General features: G+C 64.4%; 15 protein-coding genes and 2 tRNA genes. 12 read left to right on the forward strand and 5 right to left on the reverse strand.

What is annotated here, in order from left to right:
• The first annotated feature begins 16 nt into the window (after positions 1-16).
• The 6 genes from QM470_RS05660 (at position 17) to flhC (ending at position 4,891) form a co-directional block, all read left to right on the forward strand.
• Positions 17-1,942 (forward strand): M61 family metallopeptidase, encoded by a 1,926-nt coding sequence (locus tag QM470_RS05660; RefSeq protein WP_283338500.1) that lies wholly within the window; start codon positions 17-19, stop codon positions 1,940-1,942.
• Between the two features lie 123 nt (positions 1,943-2,065).
• Complete coding sequence (locus QM470_RS05665; protein WP_066537561.1) at positions 2,066-2,845, forward strand: enoyl-CoA hydratase; 780 nt, start codon at positions 2,066-2,068, stop codon at positions 2,843-2,845.
• A 26-nt stretch (positions 2,846-2,871) separates the two neighbouring features.
• Positions 2,872-2,948 (forward strand) — tRNA-Met (locus QM470_RS05670).
• Between the two features lie 207 nt (positions 2,949-3,155).
• Positions 3,156-3,232 (forward strand) — tRNA-Met (locus QM470_RS05675).
• Positions 3,233-3,976: 744 nt separating this feature from the next.
• The gene (flhD, locus tag QM470_RS05680; RefSeq protein WP_066537563.1) at positions 3,977-4,303 is read left to right on the forward strand and encodes a flagellar transcriptional regulator FlhD; all 327 of its coding nucleotides are present in this window, start codon (positions 3,977-3,979) and stop codon (positions 4,301-4,303) included.
• Between the two features lie 45 nt (positions 4,304-4,348).
• On the forward strand, positions 4,349-4,891 hold the full coding sequence (gene flhC, locus QM470_RS05685; RefSeq protein WP_066537566.1) for a flagellar transcriptional regulator FlhC: 543 nt from the start codon (positions 4,349-4,351) through the stop codon (positions 4,889-4,891).
• A 344-nt stretch (positions 4,892-5,235) separates the two neighbouring features.
• Here flhC and ffh read toward each other — a convergent pair whose 3' ends face one another.
• Complete coding sequence (ffh, locus tag QM470_RS05690; RefSeq protein WP_218333549.1) at positions 5,236-6,627, reverse strand: signal recognition particle protein; 1,392 nt, start codon at positions 6,625-6,627, stop codon at positions 5,236-5,238.
• Between the two features lie 360 nt (positions 6,628-6,987).
• Here ffh and QM470_RS05695 point away from each other — a divergent pair, with 360 nt between their 5' ends.
• From QM470_RS05695 to QM470_RS05720, 6 genes are all read left to right on the forward strand, one after another.
• Entirely contained in the window at positions 6,988-7,785 is a 798-nt protein-coding gene (locus QM470_RS05695) for a cytochrome C assembly family protein (protein ID WP_066537577.1), read from the forward strand.
• Entirely contained in the window at positions 7,782-8,015 is a 234-nt protein-coding gene (locus tag QM470_RS05700) for a PP0621 family protein (protein WP_283338501.1), read from the forward strand. Before QM470_RS05695 ends, QM470_RS05700 begins: the two co-directional genes overlap by 4 nt.
• Before the next feature lie 159 nt (positions 8,016-8,174).
• Positions 8,175-8,756 (forward strand): 1,6-anhydro-N-acetylmuramyl-L-alanine amidase AmpD, encoded by a 582-nt coding sequence (ampD, locus tag QM470_RS05705; protein ID WP_283338502.1) that lies wholly within the window; start codon positions 8,175-8,177, stop codon positions 8,754-8,756.
• 529 nt (positions 8,757-9,285) lie between these two features.
• Positions 9,286-12,177: a ribonucleoside-diphosphate reductase subunit alpha gene (locus QM470_RS05710; protein WP_280013355.1), complete on the forward strand. Its 2,892-nt coding sequence runs from the start codon at positions 9,286-9,288 to the stop codon at positions 12,175-12,177.
• A 220-nt stretch (positions 12,178-12,397) separates the two neighbouring features.
• On the forward strand, positions 12,398-13,489 hold the full coding sequence (locus QM470_RS05715; RefSeq protein WP_066537613.1) for a ribonucleotide-diphosphate reductase subunit beta: 1,092 nt from the start codon (positions 12,398-12,400) through the stop codon (positions 13,487-13,489).
• A gap of 265 nt (positions 13,490-13,754) precedes the next feature.
• The gene (locus QM470_RS05720) at positions 13,755-14,630 is read left to right on the forward strand and encodes a hypothetical protein (RefSeq protein WP_502846811.1); all 876 of its coding nucleotides are present in this window, start codon (positions 13,755-13,757) and stop codon (positions 14,628-14,630) included.
• A gap of 79 nt (positions 14,631-14,709) precedes the next feature.
• On the opposite strand, the gene QM470_RS05725 is transcribed toward QM470_RS05720, so the two are convergent.
• From QM470_RS05725 to accC, 4 genes are all read right to left on the reverse strand, one after another.
• A complete protein-coding gene (locus QM470_RS05725; protein WP_283338504.1) occupies positions 14,710-15,621 on the reverse strand; it encodes a carbohydrate kinase family protein in 912 nt (303 codons plus the stop codon).
• Between the two features lie 23 nt (positions 15,622-15,644).
• Positions 15,645-17,174 (reverse strand): DUF3426 domain-containing protein, encoded by a 1,530-nt coding sequence (locus tag QM470_RS05730; RefSeq protein ID WP_283338505.1) that lies wholly within the window; start codon positions 17,172-17,174, stop codon positions 15,645-15,647.
• A 94-nt stretch (positions 17,175-17,268) separates the two neighbouring features.
• The gene (gene prmA / locus QM470_RS05735; protein WP_066537643.1) at positions 17,269-18,156 is read right to left on the reverse strand and encodes a 50S ribosomal protein L11 methyltransferase; all 888 of its coding nucleotides are present in this window, start codon (positions 18,154-18,156) and stop codon (positions 17,269-17,271) included.
• A gap of 80 nt (positions 18,157-18,236) precedes the next feature.
• Positions 18,237-19,595 carry an acetyl-CoA carboxylase biotin carboxylase subunit gene (gene accC, locus QM470_RS05740; protein WP_066537652.1) on the reverse strand — a complete coding sequence of 453 codons (1,359 nt, stop codon included), beginning with the start codon at positions 19,593-19,595 and terminating at the stop codon, positions 18,237-18,239.
• Between the last annotated feature and the right edge of the window lie 3 nt (positions 19,596-19,598).

Below are 19,598 nucleotides of genomic sequence, written 5' to 3' on the forward strand. Positions count from 1 at the left end.
TCTCGCCGACGCCGCCATGTCCACATCCATCCCCCAAAACACCGCCCCATCGGCCCCCAAGCTGTCGGCAGCGGCAGCGCACGCCGTGTCCACCGAGGCCCTGGAGCCGCCCCATGCCCCGCTGCAGTACCGGGTGGAAGCTCTGGACCTGCACGCCCACCTGTTTGCCGTGCGCCTGCGCATTGCCGCGCCCCAGGCCGGCCAGCAGCTGTCGCTGCCGGTGTGGATTCCGGGCAGCTACCTGGTGCGCGAATTCGCCAAGAACCTGCAAGGGCTGAAGGCGACCCAGGGCCGCAAGGCCATTTCCGTGCAGCAGCTGGACAAGCACCGCTGGCAGCTCGACTGCAAGGCCGGCCAGCCGATGGAGCTGCACTGGCAGGTCTGCGCCTATGACACCTCGGTGCGCACCGCCTGGCTGGACAGCCGGCGCGGCTTTTTCAACGGCACCAGCCTGCTGCTGCGCGTGCATGGCCAGGAACGCACCCCGCATGCGCTGGAAATCGCCCGCTCTGCCGCCACCCCGGCCGACTGGCAGCTGGCCACGGGCCTGACGCCCCATGCGGTGGACAGCCAGGGCTTTGGCCACTATCTGGCGGCCGACTATGACGAGCTGGTGGACTGCCCGGTGGAACTGGGCGCCTTCTGGCAGGGCCGCTTCACCGCCTGTGGTGTGCCCCACCGCTTTGTGGTGGCCGGCGCCCCGGCCAGCTTTGACGGCGACAAGCTGCTGCGCGACACCCAGACCATCTGCGAAGAGGAAATCCGTTTCTGGCATGGCAAGGGCAAGAAGCCGCCGCACCGCAGCTACGTGTTCATGCTCAACGCCACGGACGACAACTACGGCGGGCTGGAGCACCGCAATTCCACCGCGCTGATCTGCGGCCGGCGCGACCTGCCGCGCAGCGCCAGCGCCCTGGGCGAAGGCGGCAAGCAGCCCGAGGGCTACACCACGCTGCTGGGCCTGATCAGCCACGAGTACTTCCACACCTGGAACGTCAAGCGCCTGCGCCCGGCCGAATTTGCCCGCTACGACTACAACGCCGAGAACTACACCCAGCTGCTGTGGTTCTTCGAAGGCTTCACCAGCTACTACGACGACCTGCTGCTGCGCCGTGCCGGCCTGATCGACAACGCCCAGTACCTGGCCCTGCTGACCAAGACCATCAACCAGGTGCAGCAGACGCCCGGTCGCCAGGTGCAGAGCGTGGCGCAGTCCAGCTGGGACGCCTGGGTCAAGTACTACCGCCAGGACGAGAACACCGCCAACGCCACCGTCAGCTACTACACCAAGGGCTCGCTGGTGGCCCTGTGCCTGGACCTGGCACTGCGCCGCGAAGGCCCGGTCACGCTGGACCAGGTGATGCGCGGCCTGTGGGCCCGCTGCCACGGCGGCCCGATGGCCGAGGCCGATGTGCTGGCCGTGCTGCAGGAGCTGACGGGCCGCAGCTGGGAAACCGAAATCGCCCAGTGGGTGCACGGCACCGGCGAGCTGCCACTGGCCGAACTGCTGGCGGCCCACGGCGTGCTGCTGCAGGCCGACCGCCCGGCCCTGGCCCAGCAACTGGGCCTGCGCGTACAGGACAAGCGCAGCGTGCTGATCAAGACCGTGCTGCGCGGCGGCCTGGCCGAGCAGGCGGGCCTGATGGCCGGCGACGAATGGCTGGGCGTGGAACGCGCAGGCGGCGACGGCTGGCGCCTAAGCAAGCTGCAGGACCTGCCGCTCTACACCCGCCCGGGCGAGGTGGTGACGGCCCTGGTCGCCCGCGACCACCAGCTGCTGCGCCTGTCGCTGCAACTGCCGGCTGCGGCCAAGGCGGCCGCCCGACCGGCGCCCAAGCGCTCGGGCAAATCGCCGGCAGCGCCCGACACGGAAACGCCCGCCAACATCAAGCTGGGCATGCAGGATGCCGCCGTGGCCGCCAAATGGCTGGCGGCACAGTGAAGCCATGCCTGCCCGCCAGCGCCGCCGTTTCAGGGTCTGGCCGTAGGTGACTGTACGGACGGGCGGCTTGGGTATAGTTTCTCCATCCACCCGTCCTATAAACATACCTACGGAGATAGCCCCTTGGCCTACGAAACCATCGAAGTCCGCGTCGAAGCGGACAAAGTCGGCGTCATCACCCTGAACCGACCCAAGCAGCTCAACGCCCTGAACGACCAGCTGATGAACGAGCTGGGCGAGGCGCTGAAGGCCTTCGAGGCGGACGAAAAGATCGGCTGCATGGTCATCACCGGCAGCGAGAAAGCCTTTGCGGCTGGCGCCGACATCAGCGCCATGGCCAAGTACAGCTTTGCCGATGCCTACCGCGGTGACTTCATCACCCGCAACTGGGAAACCATCCGCAGCATCCGCAAGCCCGTGATCGCCGCCGTCAGCGGCTTTGCCCTGGGCGGTGGCTGCGAGCTGGCGATGATGTGCGACTTCATCATCGCCGCGGACAACGCCAAGTTCGGCCAGCCCGAAATCAAGCTGGGCGTGATCCCCGGCGCCGGTGGTACGCAGCGCCTGCCCCGCGCCATCAGCAAGAGCAAGGCCATGGACATGTGCCTGACCGCCCGCATGATGGACGCCGCCGAGGCCGAGCGCAGCGGTCTGGTCAGCCGCGTGGTGCCGCTGGACAAGCTGATGGAAGAAACGCTGGCCGCAGCCATCACCATCAGCGGCTTCTCGCAGATCACGGTGATGGCCGCCAAGGAAGCCGTGAACCGCGCCTATGAAGGCCAGCTCTCCGACGGCCTGATGTTCGAGCGCCGCCTGTTCCATTCCCTGTTTGCCACCCAGGACCAGAAGGAAGGCATGGACGCTTTCCTGAACAAGCGCCCGGCGAACTTTACCAACCAATAAAAGCTGGTATATAATTTCTATCTGTCGGTCGTATAGCTCAGTTGGTTAGAGCGCAGCATTCATAATGCTGATGTCGTAGGTTCAAGTCCCACTACGACCACCAGAATCCCTGAAACCCGCAATGCGCAAGCCTTGCGGGTTTTTCTTTGCCTGCACGCTGTGCGCTACTTTGCCGCTCCTGCGCCGTGGCAGGGCCCAGCCAGCCAAGGGCATGGCCATGCAGACCGGGCTGCTGCGCAGCGACCGGACACAAAAAATTGCCCACTTTCGTGCAGGACCACCTTTTTTCCCCATAGAATCGCGCCCTGTCGGTCGTATAGCTCAGTTGGTTAGAGCGCAGCATTCATAATGCTGATGTCGTAGGTTCAAGTCCCACTACGACCACCAGGACACCCAAAACCCGCAGTGCGCAAGCCCTGCGGGTTTTTTCTTGCGTGTGTGGCCTGCCCGCCCCAGCGATACACAGTCGCCATACACAGTAACCCTCCGCACGCCGGCATCCAGGCAAGCGGCCCAGCACCGCTACAGCACGCTCGAAACCGCTGTCTACACCGGCTGCCGTTTGTCAGCAATGGACTACAGCCCTGGCTTACGCAGCACCTGCGGCCGATCCGGTGTACGGCACCGGCCTGCATGCCGGCAGCTACGGGCTGGACCACAAGACGTTACAAGTCGGGTGACCGGTTTATCTCGGCGGATGGTGTTGGCCATGACCACCGGCTCCCGACACACACGGCAGCGGCATCGAACAGAACCATAAATCCGTTTATTTTCAATAGCTTGCAATATCAACCCATGCATGCGATGGGCCGCCATTCAGCGGATTACGTAAAGCTACATAAAGAGCGCATCCGCTGGATTGACGTCCTTTTGTAACATTTATCCACGTATCGATGTGCGCTACGGGCCGGTACAGTCTGTCCCTGTCAATGCCATGAAGATGGCCGCCATGTCAGATAAATTCCTACACGCAAGGTGAGGGAACCAGACTCCGCGCACCGACGCACCCTGACTTCAGTTCCCCCATTGGGTTCTTCACAATCCATTCCATCAGATCGACAACAGCGCAAGACCGCAGCGATCTGAAAGACCAATCACTTTTGACTGGACTCCAAAGGAAAGGAACACCCAATGAACAACGACCAACTGCTCGCCGAGATCCGTGAAGCCAACCTCACCTACCTGATGCTGGCGCAAACCCTGATCCGCCAAGACAAGGCAGAAGCCGTGTTCCGTCTGGGCCTCAATGAAGACGCCTGCGACATCCTGGGTGCCCTCTCCGCCGCACAAGTTCTGAAGCTCGCCTCCCGCAACACCTTGCTGTGCAGCTTCCGTGTGGACGACGAACTGGTCTGGAGCCTGCTGACCAACCACAGCAGCAACAAGATCGGCAACGAAGCCACCAACACGCTGCACGCCAACATCCTGATGGCCAGCCGCGTCTCCGAAGTGCTGTAAGGCACACGCTGATTGCCCCACGCAACCACACACGGAGAAACCACCATGGCCACCACCACCAAGAGCGTGCTGAACGAGTCCAAGCAGATCGAACGCGCTGCCATGCTGATCGGCATGGGCGCCCGCATGCAGGTGCTCGAATCCGAAACCACGCTGTCGTATGAGCGCCTGATCCGCCTCTACAAGGAAATCGCTGGCAAGTCGCCGTCCAAAGGCCAGCTGCCGTTTTCCACCGACTGGTTCCTGACCTGGCAAGAAAACATCCACAGCTCGCTGTTCCTGAACATCTACGAATACCTGTCCAAGGGCGTGGAGTTGGATGCAGTCGAGCAGCTGACCAAGGCCTACCGCCTCTACAGCGAACAGATCGAAGCCGCCGGCCTGGATCTGATGCTGTCCTTCACCCGCGCCTGGCGCCTGGTGAAGTTCGTGGACGCCAACATGCTGACCCGCACCAAGTGCTCCAAGTGCTCCGGCATGTTTGTGACCGAACCCTATGAAAACGCACGCCACTACGAATGTGGCCTGTGCAACCCACCGGCCCGTGCCGGCAAGAGCAAGAGCGCAGGTGCGCTGATGCTCCACTGATTCACCCGTTCCCCTTTGGAAAACTCAACGCTTTCCGATTCATACCGCCCCGTCGCAAGACCGGGCGGTTTTTTTATGGGCGCCTGAAATAAAGGCGACTGGCGCACCGCACCTCCCACAGCGTCCCTTGCAGCGCCCGCTGCTCGTATCCGACACAAGCGCTGGCACCGCCAAGGCGGCAGATAACTTCACATCCGGGTCCACCACACGCCCCAACGCCCTACGGCCCGGTCGGCGGCACAGACCGCCGGCCCCCACCAAGCGGGCATAAAAAAGGCGCCTGTTGCAGGCGCCTGGTACACACACCGCGCTGCCATGGCAACAGCGCAGACAGCCAAGAAGGCTCAGAACGGCAGCTTGGGCATGCCGCCGCCACCCATCATGCCCTTCATGGCTTTCATGCCACCCATCTTCTTCATCATCTTCATCAGGCCGCCGCCCTTCATCTTCTTCATCATGGTCTGCATCTGCTCGAACTCCTTGAGCAGGCGGTTGACTTCCTGCACCTGCACACCTGCGCCGTCGGCAATGCGCTTCTTGCGGGTGGCCTTGATGATTTCGGGCTTTTTGCGCTCCTTGGCGGTCATGGAGCAGATGATGCCTTCCTTGCGCTTGATTTCGCGCTCGGCCTTGTCCATGTCCACGGCACCGGCCTTGGCGGTCAGCTCGGAAGGCAGCTTGTCCATCAGCGTGGACAGACCGCCCATCTGCTTCATCTGCTGGATCTGGGCCAGAAAGTCGTTCAGGTCAAACCCGTCGCCACTCTTGACCTTTTCGGCCAGCTTCTGCGCGGCCTCCATGTCCACGCCCTTGGTGACCTGCTCCACCAGGGCCACGATGTCCCCCATGCCCAACACACGCTGGGCGTGGCGGTCGGCATCGAACACTTCCAGGCCGTCGATCTTTTCCGACACACCGGCAAACTTGATGGGCGCACCGGTGATCTGGCGCACCGACAGGGCGGCACCACCGCGCGAGTCACCGTCCAGCTTGGTCAGCACGATACCGGTCAGCGGCAGCGCTTCCTTGAAGGCCTTGGCGGTGTTGATCGCATCCTGGCCCTGCATGGCATCGACCACGAACAGGGTTTCCACCGGCTTCAAGGTGGCATGCAGGTCCTTGATTTCGGCCATCAACAGCTCGTCGATGGCCAGGCGGCCGGCCGTGTCCACCAGCAGCACGTCGAAGAAATGCTTCTTGGCGTAGTCCAGCGCGGCCACGGCAATGTCGTGCGGCTTCTGGTCGGGCGTGGAGGGGAACCATTCGGCGCCGGCCTGGGCGGTGACGGTCTTGAGCTGTTCGATCGCCGCAGGGCGGTACACGTCACCCGAGACCGTCAGCACCTTCTTCTTGCGCTTCTCGATCAGGTGCTTGGCCAGTTTGGCCGTGGTGGTGGTTTTACCGGCACCTTGCAGGCCGGCCATCAGGATGATGGCGGGAGGCTGGGCATTCAGGTTGATGTCGGCCACACCCTCGCCCATGGTGGCGGAGAGTTCGGCATTCACGATGCCCACCAGGGCCTGACCGGGCTTCAGACTGCCCAGCACCTCCTGGCCCAGCGCCTTTTCCTTGACCCGGGCGATGAAGTCGCGCACCACAGGCAGGGCCACGTCGGCTTCCAGCAGGGCCATGCGCACTTCGCGCAGCATGTCCTGCACATTGGATTCGGTGATGCGGGCCTGGCCCCGCATCTCCTTGACGAGTCGCGAGAGTTTGTCGGTGAGTGCGGATGCCATAGCTGTCTGTTCCGGGGAAGAGTGGGTCGTGCTGCTGCCAAGGCAGGCTAGGTGCCTGCACAGCAGGGCCGGGGAAATATCGGTTGCCGCAGGTCCAGCCAGCGACAAAGGAGGTGGACGCGCGTGCGCCCCCGGGCGTAAGCACCAATTTTACATGCCCCACCCCTGCGCTGCCGCGCGCAGGGGAACGCCGCAGCCGCCCGGGGCGGCATGGCGCCTGCCCGGAAGCCCATATGCGCCGGTGCCCGGCCCCCGCCCGGCAGACAAACTGTGGTTTTCTGCGGCGCTTGGCCGCATTTCTGATGCTGACTTGCGCCCGCACAGCGGCGCAGCAGCTACGCCGACGGCTATCATCCAGATATGGTTCCGACCCCTTCTTCCTTGCCTGGCTGGGGCATGTCCATGGCCGCCATCCTGGCCTATGCCGTGCCCGCGCTGGGCATACGCCACCTCACGCCTGCCAAGGCCCGGCTGGCCCTGCGTTGCGCCTGGGTGCTGCACGGCCTGGCGCTGGTCTTCACCCTGCTGAACAGCCCGCCCCATTTTGGCTTTGCACCGGCACTGTCCATCACGGCCTGGCTGATGCTGACGGTGTACGCCGTGGAGCAGCAGCTCTTTCCCCAGATGCGGGCCCGCTGGGTGCTGGCCGCACTGGGCGCGGTCACGGTGGCCCTGGCCCTGGTGTTTCCAGGCCACCCGCTGCATGTCCAGGCCTCGGCCTGGTTGCCGCTGCACCTGGCGCTGGGCATTGCCTGCTATGGGCTGTTTGCCGCCGCCGTGGTGCACGGCGCGCTGATGAGCCAGGCCGAGCAGCGCATGCGCACCGGCGCCGAATCCGACAGCGGCATGCCGCTGCTGCTGCTGGAGCGGCTGACCTTCCGCTTTGTGACGGCCGGCTTCATCCTGCTGACGGCCACGCTGCTGGCCGGCTGGCTGTTTGGTGAACAGCTCTACGGCCACGCCTGGCGCTGGGGCCACAAGGAAATCTTTTCCCTGCTGAGCTGGCTGGTGTTTGCCGTGCTGCTGGTGGGCCGCGGCCGCTTTGGCTGGCGCGGCAACCATGCGGTGCGCATGATCTATGCCGGCGCGCTGCTGCTGCTGCTGGGCTATGTGGGTTCGCGCTTCGTGCTGGAAGTGGTGCTGGGGCGCTTGCAATGAAATACCTGCTGGTGATCGCCGTGGTGGCGGTGTTCTATCTGTATTGGAAGAAGCAGCGCCAGTCGCTGCGCCCCCCGGCGCCACCGTCCCAGCCCACGCTCGCGCCGCCCCAGCCCATGGTGGCCTGCGCCCACTGCGGCCTGCACCTGCCGCAACGCGATGCCCTGAACGATGCACAGCAGCAGTCCTACTGCTGCGAGGCGCACCGCAAGCTCGGCCCCCGCCCCTGAACCTGCGAACACCAGGACCTGCATCTGGCGACCGGAACGGGGCTTCCCGCCACTGCCTGGCAGCGGCGTCCCGCCCCGGTCTGCGGCAGCAGCAAATGCGCTATCGTGTGAACCGTTTGCAGACTCCCCTGGCGCCCTAAGCGGCAGACCCTTCTTCCCATGGACTTTGACCCGCCTGTGTGGCGTGACGGCTGGCTGTCCGGCGTGCGCCACCTGCCTTCGCCCAATTTCGGCCCCCGCCCTGCCCAGGCGCAGATCGATCTGCTGGTGGTGCATTCCATCAGCCTGCCGCCAGGCCAGTTCGGCACCGGCTGCGTGCAGCAGCTGTTCACCAACCAGCTGGACTGGGACGCCCACCCCTACTTCCAGGGCATTCGCGGGCTGGAGGTGTCCTCGCATTTCTTCATCGAGCGCACCGGCCAGATCTGGCAGTTTGTCAGTGCCGACGCGCGCGCCTGGCATGCCGGCCAGTCCAGCTGGCGCGGGCGCGGCAACTGCAATGACGACTCCATCGGCATCGAGCTCGAAGGCCTGGAAGGCCTGGGCTTTGAAGACGCCCAGTACACCAGCCTGCTGCAGCTGAGCGAAGCCATTGGCCAGCATTACCCGCTGCAGCACATCGCCGGCCACGAGCACATTGCCCCCGGCCGCAAGCAGGACCCCGGCCCCGGTTTTGACTGGCCGCGCCTGCAGCACCCCTTGCAGGCCCGCCACCCGGATTGGCAGTTTCCGCCGGCCTAGCCCCCCGCGTGCGTTCCACGCCGCCAGCAAGGTCATTGCGCTGAGCCCATGCCGCGCACCGCCCGCCACGGCGCCTTCTCCTTCTGCTTGGTGCGTACCCACACCCCTGCCACAGCGCGCCGTGAGGGCATGGGTGGGCAGACTTTCGCCCCCATGCGCTGCGTCAATCCCCATTGACCACAGGCTGCAGCCAAAACGCGACGCCCGAGCGGCAGACACGCCCCCGGACCACCGGTGCACACAATGCCGGTGCGCCATTGCCCGGCGCCATGGCCTGCCACCCCGCATGGCTTGCGGACTTTCGCCGGCAAAGCACCAGCGGGCGGGCGCTGCCCGCGTGTCAAGCCCCTGGCGCCACAGATTTTTTCCCGCTTCCGGCTTGGCAGCATAGGCCTGCGCAGTACACTACCCCTAGTGCTCGGCAATCGATCGAACACTACATCTAGTGTGTAACATCTTGTTGCAACTACCGCATTCAGACGCAGGGCCCCACAGCCGTCGGCCCCGCCATCCCAATCAAGAGGAACCCATGCAAGACGCACCGAATACCCTGTCTGCCGACCAGCCCACGACCACCCAGGTAGCGCTGGAGACCTACCAGGTGATCCGCCGCAGTGGCGATGTCGTGCCTTTTGCTCCGCAGAAAATCGCCACCGCCGCCACCAAGGCCTTCCTGGCCGTGCGCGGCGCCCAGGGCGCTGCGTCCGCCAGCGTGCGCGAAACCGTCGACAGCCTGACCCACGCCGTGATCCGCGCCCTGGTGCGTTCGCGTCCAGGCGGCGGCACCTTCCACATTGAAGACATCCAGGACCATGTGGAACTGGGTCTGATGCGTGGCGGTCACCAGGATGTGGCCCGCGCCTATGTGCTGTACCGCGAAGCCCGCAACCAGGAACGCGCCGCCGCCAAGAAGAAGGCCGAGGAAGAAGCCGCAGCCGCCGCAGCCCCCAAGCCCACGCTGCACGTGACCGACAACGGTCAGCGCCAGCCGCTGGACCAGGAACGCCTGCAGGCCCTGTTTGAAGCCGCCTGCCGCAACCTGAACCCCGATATCTCCGCCGCGCCCATCCTGAGCGAGACGCTGCGCAATCTGTACGACGGCGTGCCGCTGGCCGAGGTCTACAAGGCCGCCATCCTGGCCGCCCGCACCCTGATCGAGACCGATCCCGACTACACCTATGTCACCGCCCGCCTGCTGCTGCACACCATCGTGCGCGAAGTCATGGGCCGCGATGTGCAGCCGGCCGACATGGACGCGGCCTATGCCGACTACTTCCCCGGCTTCATCCAGAAGGGCGTGGACAACGAGCTGCTCAACCCCGAGCTGCTGAAGTTCGACCTGCCCCGCCTGGGCAAGGCACTGAAGGCCGAGCGCGACCAGCAGTTCGACTACCTGGGTTTGCAGACGCTGTACGACCGCTACTTCCTGCACGTGCGCAAGACGCGCATCGAGCTGCCGCAGAGCTTCTTCATGCGTGTGGCCATGGGCCTGGCGCTGCAGGAGTCCGACCGCGACGCCCGCGCCATCGAGTTCTACGAACTGCTGAGCTCGTTCGACTTCATGTCTTCCACGCCCACGCTGTTCAACAGCGGCACGCTGCGTTCGCAGCTGTCGAGCTGCTACCTGACCACCGTGTCCGACGACCTGGGCGGCATCTACGACGCCATCAAGGAAAACGCGCTGCTGTCCAAGTTTGCCGGCGGCCTGGGCAACGACTGGACCAATGTGCGCGCCCTGGGCGCCCGCATCAAGGGCACGAACGGCGAATCGCAAGGCGTGGTGCCTTTCCTGAAGGTGGTCAACGACACGGCGGTGGCGGTGAACCAGGGCGGCAAGCGCAAGGGCGCTGTCTGCGCCTACCTGGAAACCTGGCACCTGGACATCGAAGAATTCCTGGAACTGCGCAAGAACACCGGCGATGACCGCCGCCGCACCCACGACATGAACACGGCGAACTGGATTCCCGACCTGTTCATGAAGCGCGTGGTGGAAAACGGCGAATGGACCCTGTTCTCGCCTTCCGATGTGCCCGAGCTGCACGACCTGTTCGGCCAGGCGTTCGAGAAGGCCTACACCGCCTACGAAGCCAAGACCCAGACCGGCGAGATCACGCTGTTCAAGCGCGTGCCCGCCGTGGATGTGTGGCGCAAGATGCTGTCCATGCTGTTCGAGACCGGCCACCCCTGGATCACGTTCAAGGACCCTTGCAACATCCGTTCGCCCCAGCAGCATGTGGGCGTGGTGCACTCTTCCAACCTGTGCACGGAAATCACGCTGAACACCAGCGACAGCGAAACCGCCGTCTGCAACCTGGGCTCCGTGAACCTGGCACGCCACATCACCAACGGCGCCATCGACCACGCCAAGCTGCGCAAGACCATCACCACGGCCATGCGCATGCTGGACAACGTGATCGACATCAACTACTACGCCGTGGACAAGGCCCGCGACTCCAACATGCGCCACCGCCCGGTGGGCATGGGCATCATGGCCTTCCAGGATGCGCTGTATGAAATGCGCACCCCCTACGCCAGCCAAGCTGCCGTGGAGTTTGCCGACGCCGCCATGGAAGCGGTCTGCTACTACGCCTACTGGGCATCGACCGAGCTGGCCAAGGAACGCGGCACCTACTCCAGCTACCAGGGCTCGCTGTGGTCGCAGGGCATCCTGCCGCTGGATTCGCTGAACCTGCTGGAAAAGGAACGCGGCGGTTATGTGGACGTGGACCGCACCGTGCGTCTGGACTGGGAAGCGCTGCGCGCCAAGATCCAGGCCGACGGCATGCGCAACTCCAACTGCGTGGCCATTGCGCCCACGGCCACCATCTCCAACATCGTGGGGGTAGACGCCTCCATCGAGCCCTCGTTCGGCAATCTGTCGGTCAAGTCCAACCTGTCCGGCGAATTCACCGTCATCAACCAGTTCCTGGTGCGTGACCTGAAGAAGCTAGGCCTGTGGGACGAAGTGATGGTCATGGACCTGAAGCACTTTGACGGTTCGCTGCGCCCCATCGAGCGCGTGCCGCACGACCTCAAGCAGCTGTACGCCACCGCCTTCGAAGTGGAACCGCAGTGGCTGGTGGAGGCTGCCAGCCGCCGCCAGAAGTGGATCGACCAGGCCCAGAGCCTGAACATCTACATGGCGGGCGCATCCGGCAAGAAGTTGCACGATACCTACCTGCTGGCTTGGCAGCGTGGTCTGAAGACCACCTACTACCTGCGCACCATCAGCGCCACCCACGTGGAGAAGTCCACGGTCCAAAGCCGTGTGCTGAATGCCGTGTCGGCCAACGCCCCTGCCGCCATGGCTTCCATGAGTGCGCTGGAAAAGGCCGCAGCCGCCGCCCGTGCCCAGCAGGCACCGGCCACCGACATCAAGTTCTGCGCGATCGACGACCCCGGCTGCGAGGCCTGCCAGTAACGGAAGGCGCCTCCCGGTGCACCGGGCGCCCAGCGCTCGGTGCACCCCCGCTTTGGCGCCAGACGCCAGAGCGGGCGAGGCCCTCGGGGGTGACATGCCCCCGGCGGCGGCGGAATGCAACGCGCCCATGTGCCGCCTGCCACCGCACTTGTGACATCGATGAATCGAAAAAGCTGGATGGCAATGAACGCACCCAGCTGCTCTTTCCAAGGAATCCACCATGCTGAGTTTTGACGACGACACCCTTGCCCCTTCCGCCAGCAGCGCGGAAAGCGGCGCATCCACCAACACCCACAAGCGTGTGAACGCGGCCGACAAGCGCATCATCAACGCCAAGACCGACGTCAACCAGCTGGTGCCCTTCAAGTACAAGTGGGCCTGGGAAAAATACCTGGCCACCTGCGCCAACCACTGGATGCCGCAGGAAGTGAACATGACGCGCGACATCGCGCTGTGGAAGAGCCCCAATGGCCTGACCGAAGACGAGCGCCGCATCGTCAAACGCAATCTGGGCTTCTTTGTGACCGCCGATTCGTTGGCTGCCAACAACATTGTGCTGGGCACCTACCGCCACATCACCGCACCGGAATGCCGCCAGTTCCTGCTGCGCCAGGCCTTCGAGGAAGCCATCCACACCCACGCCTACCAGTACATCGTGGAGTCGCTGGGTCTGGACGAAGGCGAGATCTTCAACGCGTACAACGAGGTCGAGTCCATCCGCAACAAAGACGAGTTCCTGATCCCCTTCATCGAAGCGATCATGGACCCGAACTTCCACACCGGCACGCCGGAAACCGACCAGACCCTGCTCAAGAGCCTGATCGTGTTTGCCTGCCTGATGGAAGGTCTGTTCTTCTACGTGGGCTTCACGCAGATCCTGGCGCTGGGCCGCCAGAACAAGATGGTGGGCGCTGCCGAGCAGTACCAGTACATCCTGCGCGATGAATCCATGCACTGCAATTTCGGCATCGACCTGATCAACCAGTTGAAGCTGGAGAACCCGCACCTGTGGACCCCGGCATTCAAGGAAGAGATCAACGAGCTGTTCCGCAAGGCCGTCGAGCTCGAATACCAATATGCCGAAGACACCATGCCGCGCGGTGTGCTGGGCATGAATGCATCGATGTTCAAGGGCTATCTGCGCTACATCGCCAATCGCCGCGCCACACAAATCGGTTTGGAAGAGCTGTTCCCGGGTGAAGAAAATCCGTTCCCCTGGATGAGTGAAATGATCGATTTGAAGAAGGAACGTAACTTCTTTGAGACACGAGTCATCGAATATCAGTCCGGAGGTGCACTTTCTTGGGATTAATACCTCCTCAAGTGCTACAAGAAAATTCATAATGCGCCCCATGCCATCAACTGCTTTTGCGAATTTGGTGGCATGGGGCGCTTTTATGCGTGTTGCGTTGAATCCCTCCACGGCGCACAGGATCACGCCCTGCGTTCCAATCGCAAACAGCGCTTTGTATAAACCAACGAAGGAGAAGATGATGGCAACTGCAAAGAAGACCGCAGCGAAAAAGGCTGCCACCACCGGCAGCGAAAGCACCAAGAAAACTGCCGTCAAGGCAGAAGTGAAGAAGACCGCCGCCAAGGCCGCAGCCCCCAAGGCCGCTGCCAAGAAGGCCACCACCGCCAAGGCTGCTGCTCCCAAGAAGGCCGCTGCACCTGCTGCCAAGAAGGCTGCCGCTCCCAAGGCTGCTGCACCTAAGGCCGCAGCTCCCAAGAAGGCCGCTGCACCTGCTGCCAAGAAGGCTGCCGCTCCCAAGGCTGCTGCGCCCAAGAAGGCTGCTGCTCCTGCTGCTGCCAAGAAGGCCGCCGCTCCCAAGGCTGCTGCTCCCAAGGCCGCCGCCAAGAAGGCCACCACCGCCAAGGCTGCTGCACCCAAGAAGGCTGCTGCTCCTGCTGCCAAGAAGGCCGCCGCCCCCAAGGCTGCTGCTCCCAAGGCCGCCGCCAAGAAGGCCACCACCGCCAAGGCTGCTGCACCCAAGAAGGCTGCTGCTCCTGCGGCCAAGAAGGCCGCCGCTCCCAAGGCTGCTGCTCCCAAGGCCGCCGCCAAGAAGACCACCACCGCCAAGGCCGCTGCACCCAAGAAGGCTGCTGCGCCTGCTGCCGCCAAGAAGGCTGCTCCTGCCAAGAAGGCTGCTGCTCCTGCTGCCGCCAAGAAGGCCGCTCCTGCCAAGAAGGCTGCTGCGCCTGCTGCCGCCAAGAAGGCCGCTGCACCTGCTGCCAAGAAGGCCGCTGCGCCTGCTGCCAAGAAGGCTGCAGCGCCTGCTGTCGCCAAGAAGGCTGCTGCACCTGCTGCTGCCAAGAAGGCTGCCCCTGCCAAGAAGGCCGCTCCTGCCAAGAAGGCTGCCGCTGCTGCGCCTGCCGTGGCTGCTGCGCCTGTGGCACAGACAGCGCTGGCACCCCAGGCTGCCTGGCCCTTCCCTACCGGCGGCAAGCCCTGAAGCATTGGCCGTTGCGGCCATCGCCCATGAAAAAAGCCCGCAGATGCGGGCTTTTTTCATGGGGTCAGCGCCCGGGGCATCAGGCCGCCAGCAGGCTGTCACGCAGCTGCTCCAGGGTGTAGTTCTGCGGGCCACGGTGTGCCACCTTGACCGCGCCCACCTGGTTGCCCAGCTCGGCACATTGCGCCAGCGGCCAGCCTTGTTCCAGACCGTACAGCAAGGCAGCGCGCCAGGCATCGCCACATCCTGTGGGGTCCACCACGGCAGCGGGAGTGACCGCAGGCACCAGGGTGCGCACGCCCTGCTCCCACACTTCACAGCCTTCCGCCCCCAAGGTCACCACCAGGCCGCGCACCTTGTGCGACAGCTCCTCCAGCGACAGCCCGGTGCGGTCGCACAGCATCTTGCCTTCGTAGTCGTTGACGGTGACCCAGGATGCCTGGTCGATGAACTGCAGCAGCTCTTGCCCGTTGAACATGGGCAGGCCCTGACCGGGGTCGAACACAAAAGGAATGCCGGCCTGGGCCAGCTGGGCCGCATGCTGCAGCATGGCATCACGGCCGTCGGGCGAGATGATGGCGATGCGGGCACCGCATTCCGCGGTGATCACGTTCTGGTGCGCCAGCGACATGGCACCAGGGTGGAAGGCCGCGATCTGGTTGTTGTCCCGGTCGGTCATGATCATGCACTGGGCCGTGTGCGTATCCTGCACCTGGCCCACATGGCGGGTGTCGATGCCCTGTGCCTGCATGCGTGCCAGGTAGTCCGCGCCATCGCTGCCGACCATGGCCATGGGCAAGGGCTGACCACCCAGCTGCTGCAGCGCATAAGCGATGTTGCCGGCGCAACCGCCGAAGTCCCGGCGCAGCGAAGGCACCAGGAAAGACACATTCAGGATGTGCAGCTGCTCCGGCATGATCTGGTCTGCAAAGCGACCTTCGAAGGTCATGATGTTGTCAAAGGCCAGGGATCCGCAAATCAATGCAGGCATGGGAAATCCTTGAAAGAAAAAAATCAGGGGTAAAACAACAGCACGCGGTAGCCGGACACCTGCAGGTTCAAACCTTCGGTGGTCACCGGCACCGTGCCGCTCCACTCGGCACCGGCCTTGAGTTCTGGCGGTGCGCCCAGCTCCTTGGCCTGGATCACCTTGCGGGCAATGGCCTGGTCCTGGGCATCGGTCAGCGTCAACTCCACGGCCGGCATGCCCACGGGCGTGCCGGCGCGGTTCTGTATGCTCAGACTCAGCTGGTAGGCACGCTCGCGCTCGCCTTTGGCAAACGTGGAGCCCGACACCACCATGGCGCCAATCTGCTGGCGCGGCCCCAGCTTGCACTGCAGGGCCGTGCACATGAACTCCAGTGCCGGCCGCAGGCTGGGTTGCCAGGCCGCCAGAGCGTTACGTTCATGCAAAGCCACTTGCAGGACCAGCGCCACCGGCAGCACCACCACGCTCGCGCCCATGGCGACCCGCACCACCGGCTTTTGCCACCAGGCCTTGCGGCGTGCATCGCGCACAAACCCCGGCTCCAGTGAAGAATCCAGCACCAGCGGATCGTCATCGTCCACCGGTTCGGCAAACGGAAATGCCGGTGCTGCCGCGGAGGTGATTGCGGCCTCGGACTGCGCCAGCTTCTGGGCCGCAGATTCAATGGCGTCCACCGGCGGCGGCATTGCAGCCCCGGCATCCACGGGCTCTGCAGCATGGGCCGCCACCTCGGCTGCGTCAGCCGCCTCTGCCGCCAGCACCGGTGTGGATGCGTCCACCCTGTCCATCGCTTCCTGCACCGAAGTCGGAGCCACGGGCTCTGCATCCGATCGACCATCCTGTGCTGGTGTTGTGCCTTGCAGGCCCTGGTGGTCGGCAGCGGACCATGCGTCAGTCAAGGCCTCCGCAGATGCCGAGGGCTCCTGCCTTGTCACCTCAGCCGGTGCCGCCGCGCTGGCATTCCATACGGGGTCTGTGCGCCCCGACGCCGGTGCGGCAGGCGCGACCGATGGCAGCTGCAGCACTGGCTCGGGATCTGAAATATGGTCCGGCTCCACCGCTGCATGCGATGGACGCAGCGGCAGCACCGCCTCGGGCTCTGGCTCTTCATGCGCTGCCGGAGGTTCCGGCAGGTCGGGATCATCCGACCATTGCGGCGCCGGCAGCTCATAACCCGGAGCAGGTGGCACGACCGGCGCAGGCACCGGTTCGGATGCCGGCACCGGCATGTCAGGCACGGGAAGCGATGGCTCCTCGCCCTCAGGCTCGGTCACCACCTCCTCGGCAACGGGTGCCATAGGCATGGCTTGCACGGCTGGCACGGCAGACGCACCGGCCACACCGGTATGCGCCACAGCGTCCGGGACGGCAGGGGCTGCCGGCACGGGTTCCGGCGCCGCCACCGGCTCCACGGGGACCACCGCATCCAGGTGGTCGCGCGCGTCGAACACCTCCTGGCACTGACCGCAGCGCACCCAGCCATCGGAAATGCGCAACTGGTCTGCCACCACGCGAAAACGCGTGCTGCAGGAAGGACAGGTGGTGATCTGGCTCATGGCGCACCGATTGTAGAAGCAGGCCGCCCGCCCGCCACACCCGCAACCCGCGGGGGACAGACAGTCACAGCCCAAAAGAAGCTGTGCGTGCGGCTCAGGCCTTGCGGGCCGTCATCAGAATCCAGCCGTCTTCGCTGTCGCTCACATCCAGCTGCACATAGGGTGCATAGGCCTGCTTCAGCTCGTCCGCCTGGCGCTCCAGGATACCGGCCAGCACCAGATGGCCACCGGCCTGCACATGGTTGCACAGCAACGGCGCCAGCATCCGCAGCGGCGTCGCCAGGATATTGGCCAACACCGTCTGGTACTGGCCCTGGGCCTTGTCGGGCAGGCCGGCGTTCAGCTGCACCGCGTTGGCCTGGGCATTGAGCTCGCAGGAGACCACGGCATCGGGATCGATGTCCACCGCATCAATCGCCGGCGCGCCGAACTTGGCCGCACCGATGGCCAGAATGCCGGAGCCACAGCCGTAGTCCAGCGTACGGCCCAGGCTGCCTGCCGGCTGCGTGGCAATCCAGCGCAGGCACATGCGGGTGGTGGGATGGGTGCCGGTACCGAAGGCCAGGCCCGGATCCAGGCGGATGCTGACCTTCGCGGCTTCGGGCATCTCGTGCCAGGTGGGCACGATCCAGAACTCGGGGGTGATGTCCACCGGCTGGAACTGCGACTGCGTCAGCCGCACCCAGTCCTGGGCTTCCACTTCCTGGATGCCCAGGACCTGGCAACCGCCAAAGAAATCCTGCAGCACCAGCAGGTCCTGCGCCTGCCGGGCGGCGGCTTCATCGGGGAACAAGGCCACGATGCGGCTGCGGTTCCAGCCATCCTTGGGGGGCGGCATGCCAGGCTCGCCGAACAGCGCCTGTTCCGCCTCGGTCTGGGCGTCCATGTCCTCCACGGACACGCTCAGGGCATCCAGCGCATCGAGCGCGTCGCTCACATCTTCCACCCGGTCTTCCGGGCACATCAGGCTCAGCTCATGCATAAGGCAACTCCTTGGGCTGAAAAACGAAATGCTGGCCCCCGTTGCCAAGGGCCAGCATGCTGGTCATCTACCGTGGTGGATCAGCGCTTTTTGCGGTGTTCCAGCCATTGCTCCAGGTAATGGATGTTGGTGCCGCCTTCCATGAACTTGGCGTCCACCATCAGGTCCTGGTGCAGGGGCACATTGGTCTTGATGCCTTCGACCACCACTTCCGACAGCGCCGTGCGCATGCGGGCCAGGGCCTGCTCGCGGGTGTCACCGTACACGATCAGCTTGCCGATCATGGAGTCGTAGTTGGGCGGCACGAAGTAGTTGTTGTACACGTGCGAGTCCACACGCACGCCAGGACCACCGGGCATGTGCCACATGGTGACACGGCCGGGCGAAGGCATGAAGTTGTACGGATCTTCGGCGTTGATGCGGCACTCGATGGCGTGACCGCGCATCTGCGTGTTGATCTGGCGCTGGGTGAAGGGCAGCTTGTCGCCGGCCGCCACCATGATCTGGGTGCGCACGATGTCCACGCCGGTGATCGATTCGGTCACCGGGTGCTCCACCTGGACGCGGGTGTTCATTTCAATGAAGTAAAACTCGCCGTTCTCGTACAGGAACTCGAACGTGCCCGCACCGCGGTAGCCGATCTTCTTGCAGGCAGCCACGCAACGCTCGCCGATCTTCTCGATCAGGCGGCGGGGGATACCGGGGGCCGGAGCCTCTTCGATCACCTTCTGGTGGCGGCGCTGCATGGAGCAGTCGCGCTCGCCCAGGTACACCGCGTTCTTGTGCTGGTCGCACAGCACCTGGATTTCGATGTGGCGTGGATTCTGGAGGTACTTCTCCATGTACACCGCAGGATTGCCGAAGGCAGCACCGGCTTCGGCCTTGGTCATCTGCACGGCATTGACCAGGGCGGCTTCGGTGTGCACCACGCGCATGCCGCGGCCACCACCGCCGCCAGCGGCCTTGATGATCACCGGGTAGCCGATGGCCTTGGCGATGCGGCGGATCTGGGCCGGGTCTTCGGGCAGTTCGCCGTCCGAGCCGGGCACGCAGGGCACGCCCGCCTTGATCATGGCTTGCTTGGCCGAAACCTTGTCACCCATGATGCGGATGGAATCGGCCGTGGGGCCGATGAAGGCGAAACCGCTTTGCTCGACACGTTCGGCAAAGTCGGCGTTCTCACTCAGGAAGCCATAACCGGGGTGAATGGCTTCGGCATCGGTCACCTCGGCAGCCGAGATGATGGCCGGCATATTGAGGTAGCTCAGAGGCGACGGGCCCGGGCCAATGCACACGGCTTCGTCGGCCAGCTTGACGTACTTGGCTTCGCGGTCGGCTTCCGAGTAGACCATCACGGCCTTGATGCCCATTTCGCGGCAAGCACGCTGGATGCGCAGGGCAATTTCACCCCGGTTGGCAACCAAAATTTTCTTAAACATGGA

The sequence above is a fragment of the Comamonas sp. 17RB genome, from assembly GCF_030056555.1.
Lineage (GTDB): Bacteria > Pseudomonadota > Gammaproteobacteria > Burkholderiales > Burkholderiaceae_C > Comamonas > Comamonas terrigena.

Coding starts and splice junctions, on each gene's coding strand:
- QM470_RS05715 (WP_066537613.1), top strand. CDS start 12,398: ATGCTGAGTTTTGACGACGACACCCTTGCCCCTTCCGCCAGCAGCGCG.
- accC (WP_066537652.1), bottom strand. CDS start 19,595: ATGTTTAAGAAAATTTTGGTTGCCAACCGGGGTGAAATTGCCCTGCGC.
- QM470_RS05725 (WP_283338504.1), bottom strand. CDS start 15,621: ATGCCTGCATTGATTTGCGGATCCCTGGCCTTTGACAACATCATGACC.
- flhC (WP_066537566.1), top strand. CDS start 4,349: ATGGCCACCACCACCAAGAGCGTGCTGAACGAGTCCAAGCAGATCGAA.
- QM470_RS05695 (WP_066537577.1), top strand. CDS start 6,988: ATGGTTCCGACCCCTTCTTCCTTGCCTGGCTGGGGCATGTCCATGGCC.
- ampD (WP_283338502.1), top strand. CDS start 8,175: ATGGACTTTGACCCGCCTGTGTGGCGTGACGGCTGGCTGTCCGGCGTG.
- ffh (WP_218333549.1), bottom strand. CDS start 6,627: ATGGCATCCGCACTCACCGACAAACTCTCGCGACTCGTCAAGGAGATG.
- QM470_RS05700 (WP_283338501.1), top strand. CDS start 7,782: ATGAAATACCTGCTGGTGATCGCCGTGGTGGCGGTGTTCTATCTGTAT.
- QM470_RS05730 (WP_283338505.1), bottom strand. CDS start 17,174: ATGAGCCAGATCACCACCTGTCCTTCCTGCAGCACGCGTTTTCGCGTG.
- flhD (WP_066537563.1), top strand. CDS start 3,977: ATGAACAACGACCAACTGCTCGCCGAGATCCGTGAAGCCAACCTCACC.
- QM470_RS05660 (WP_283338500.1), top strand. CDS start 17: ATGTCCACATCCATCCCCCAAAACACCGCCCCATCGGCCCCCAAGCTG.
- QM470_RS05710 (WP_280013355.1), top strand. CDS start 9,286: ATGCAAGACGCACCGAATACCCTGTCTGCCGACCAGCCCACGACCACC.
- prmA (WP_066537643.1), bottom strand. CDS start 18,156: ATGCATGAGCTGAGCCTGATGTGCCCGGAAGACCGGGTGGAAGATGTG.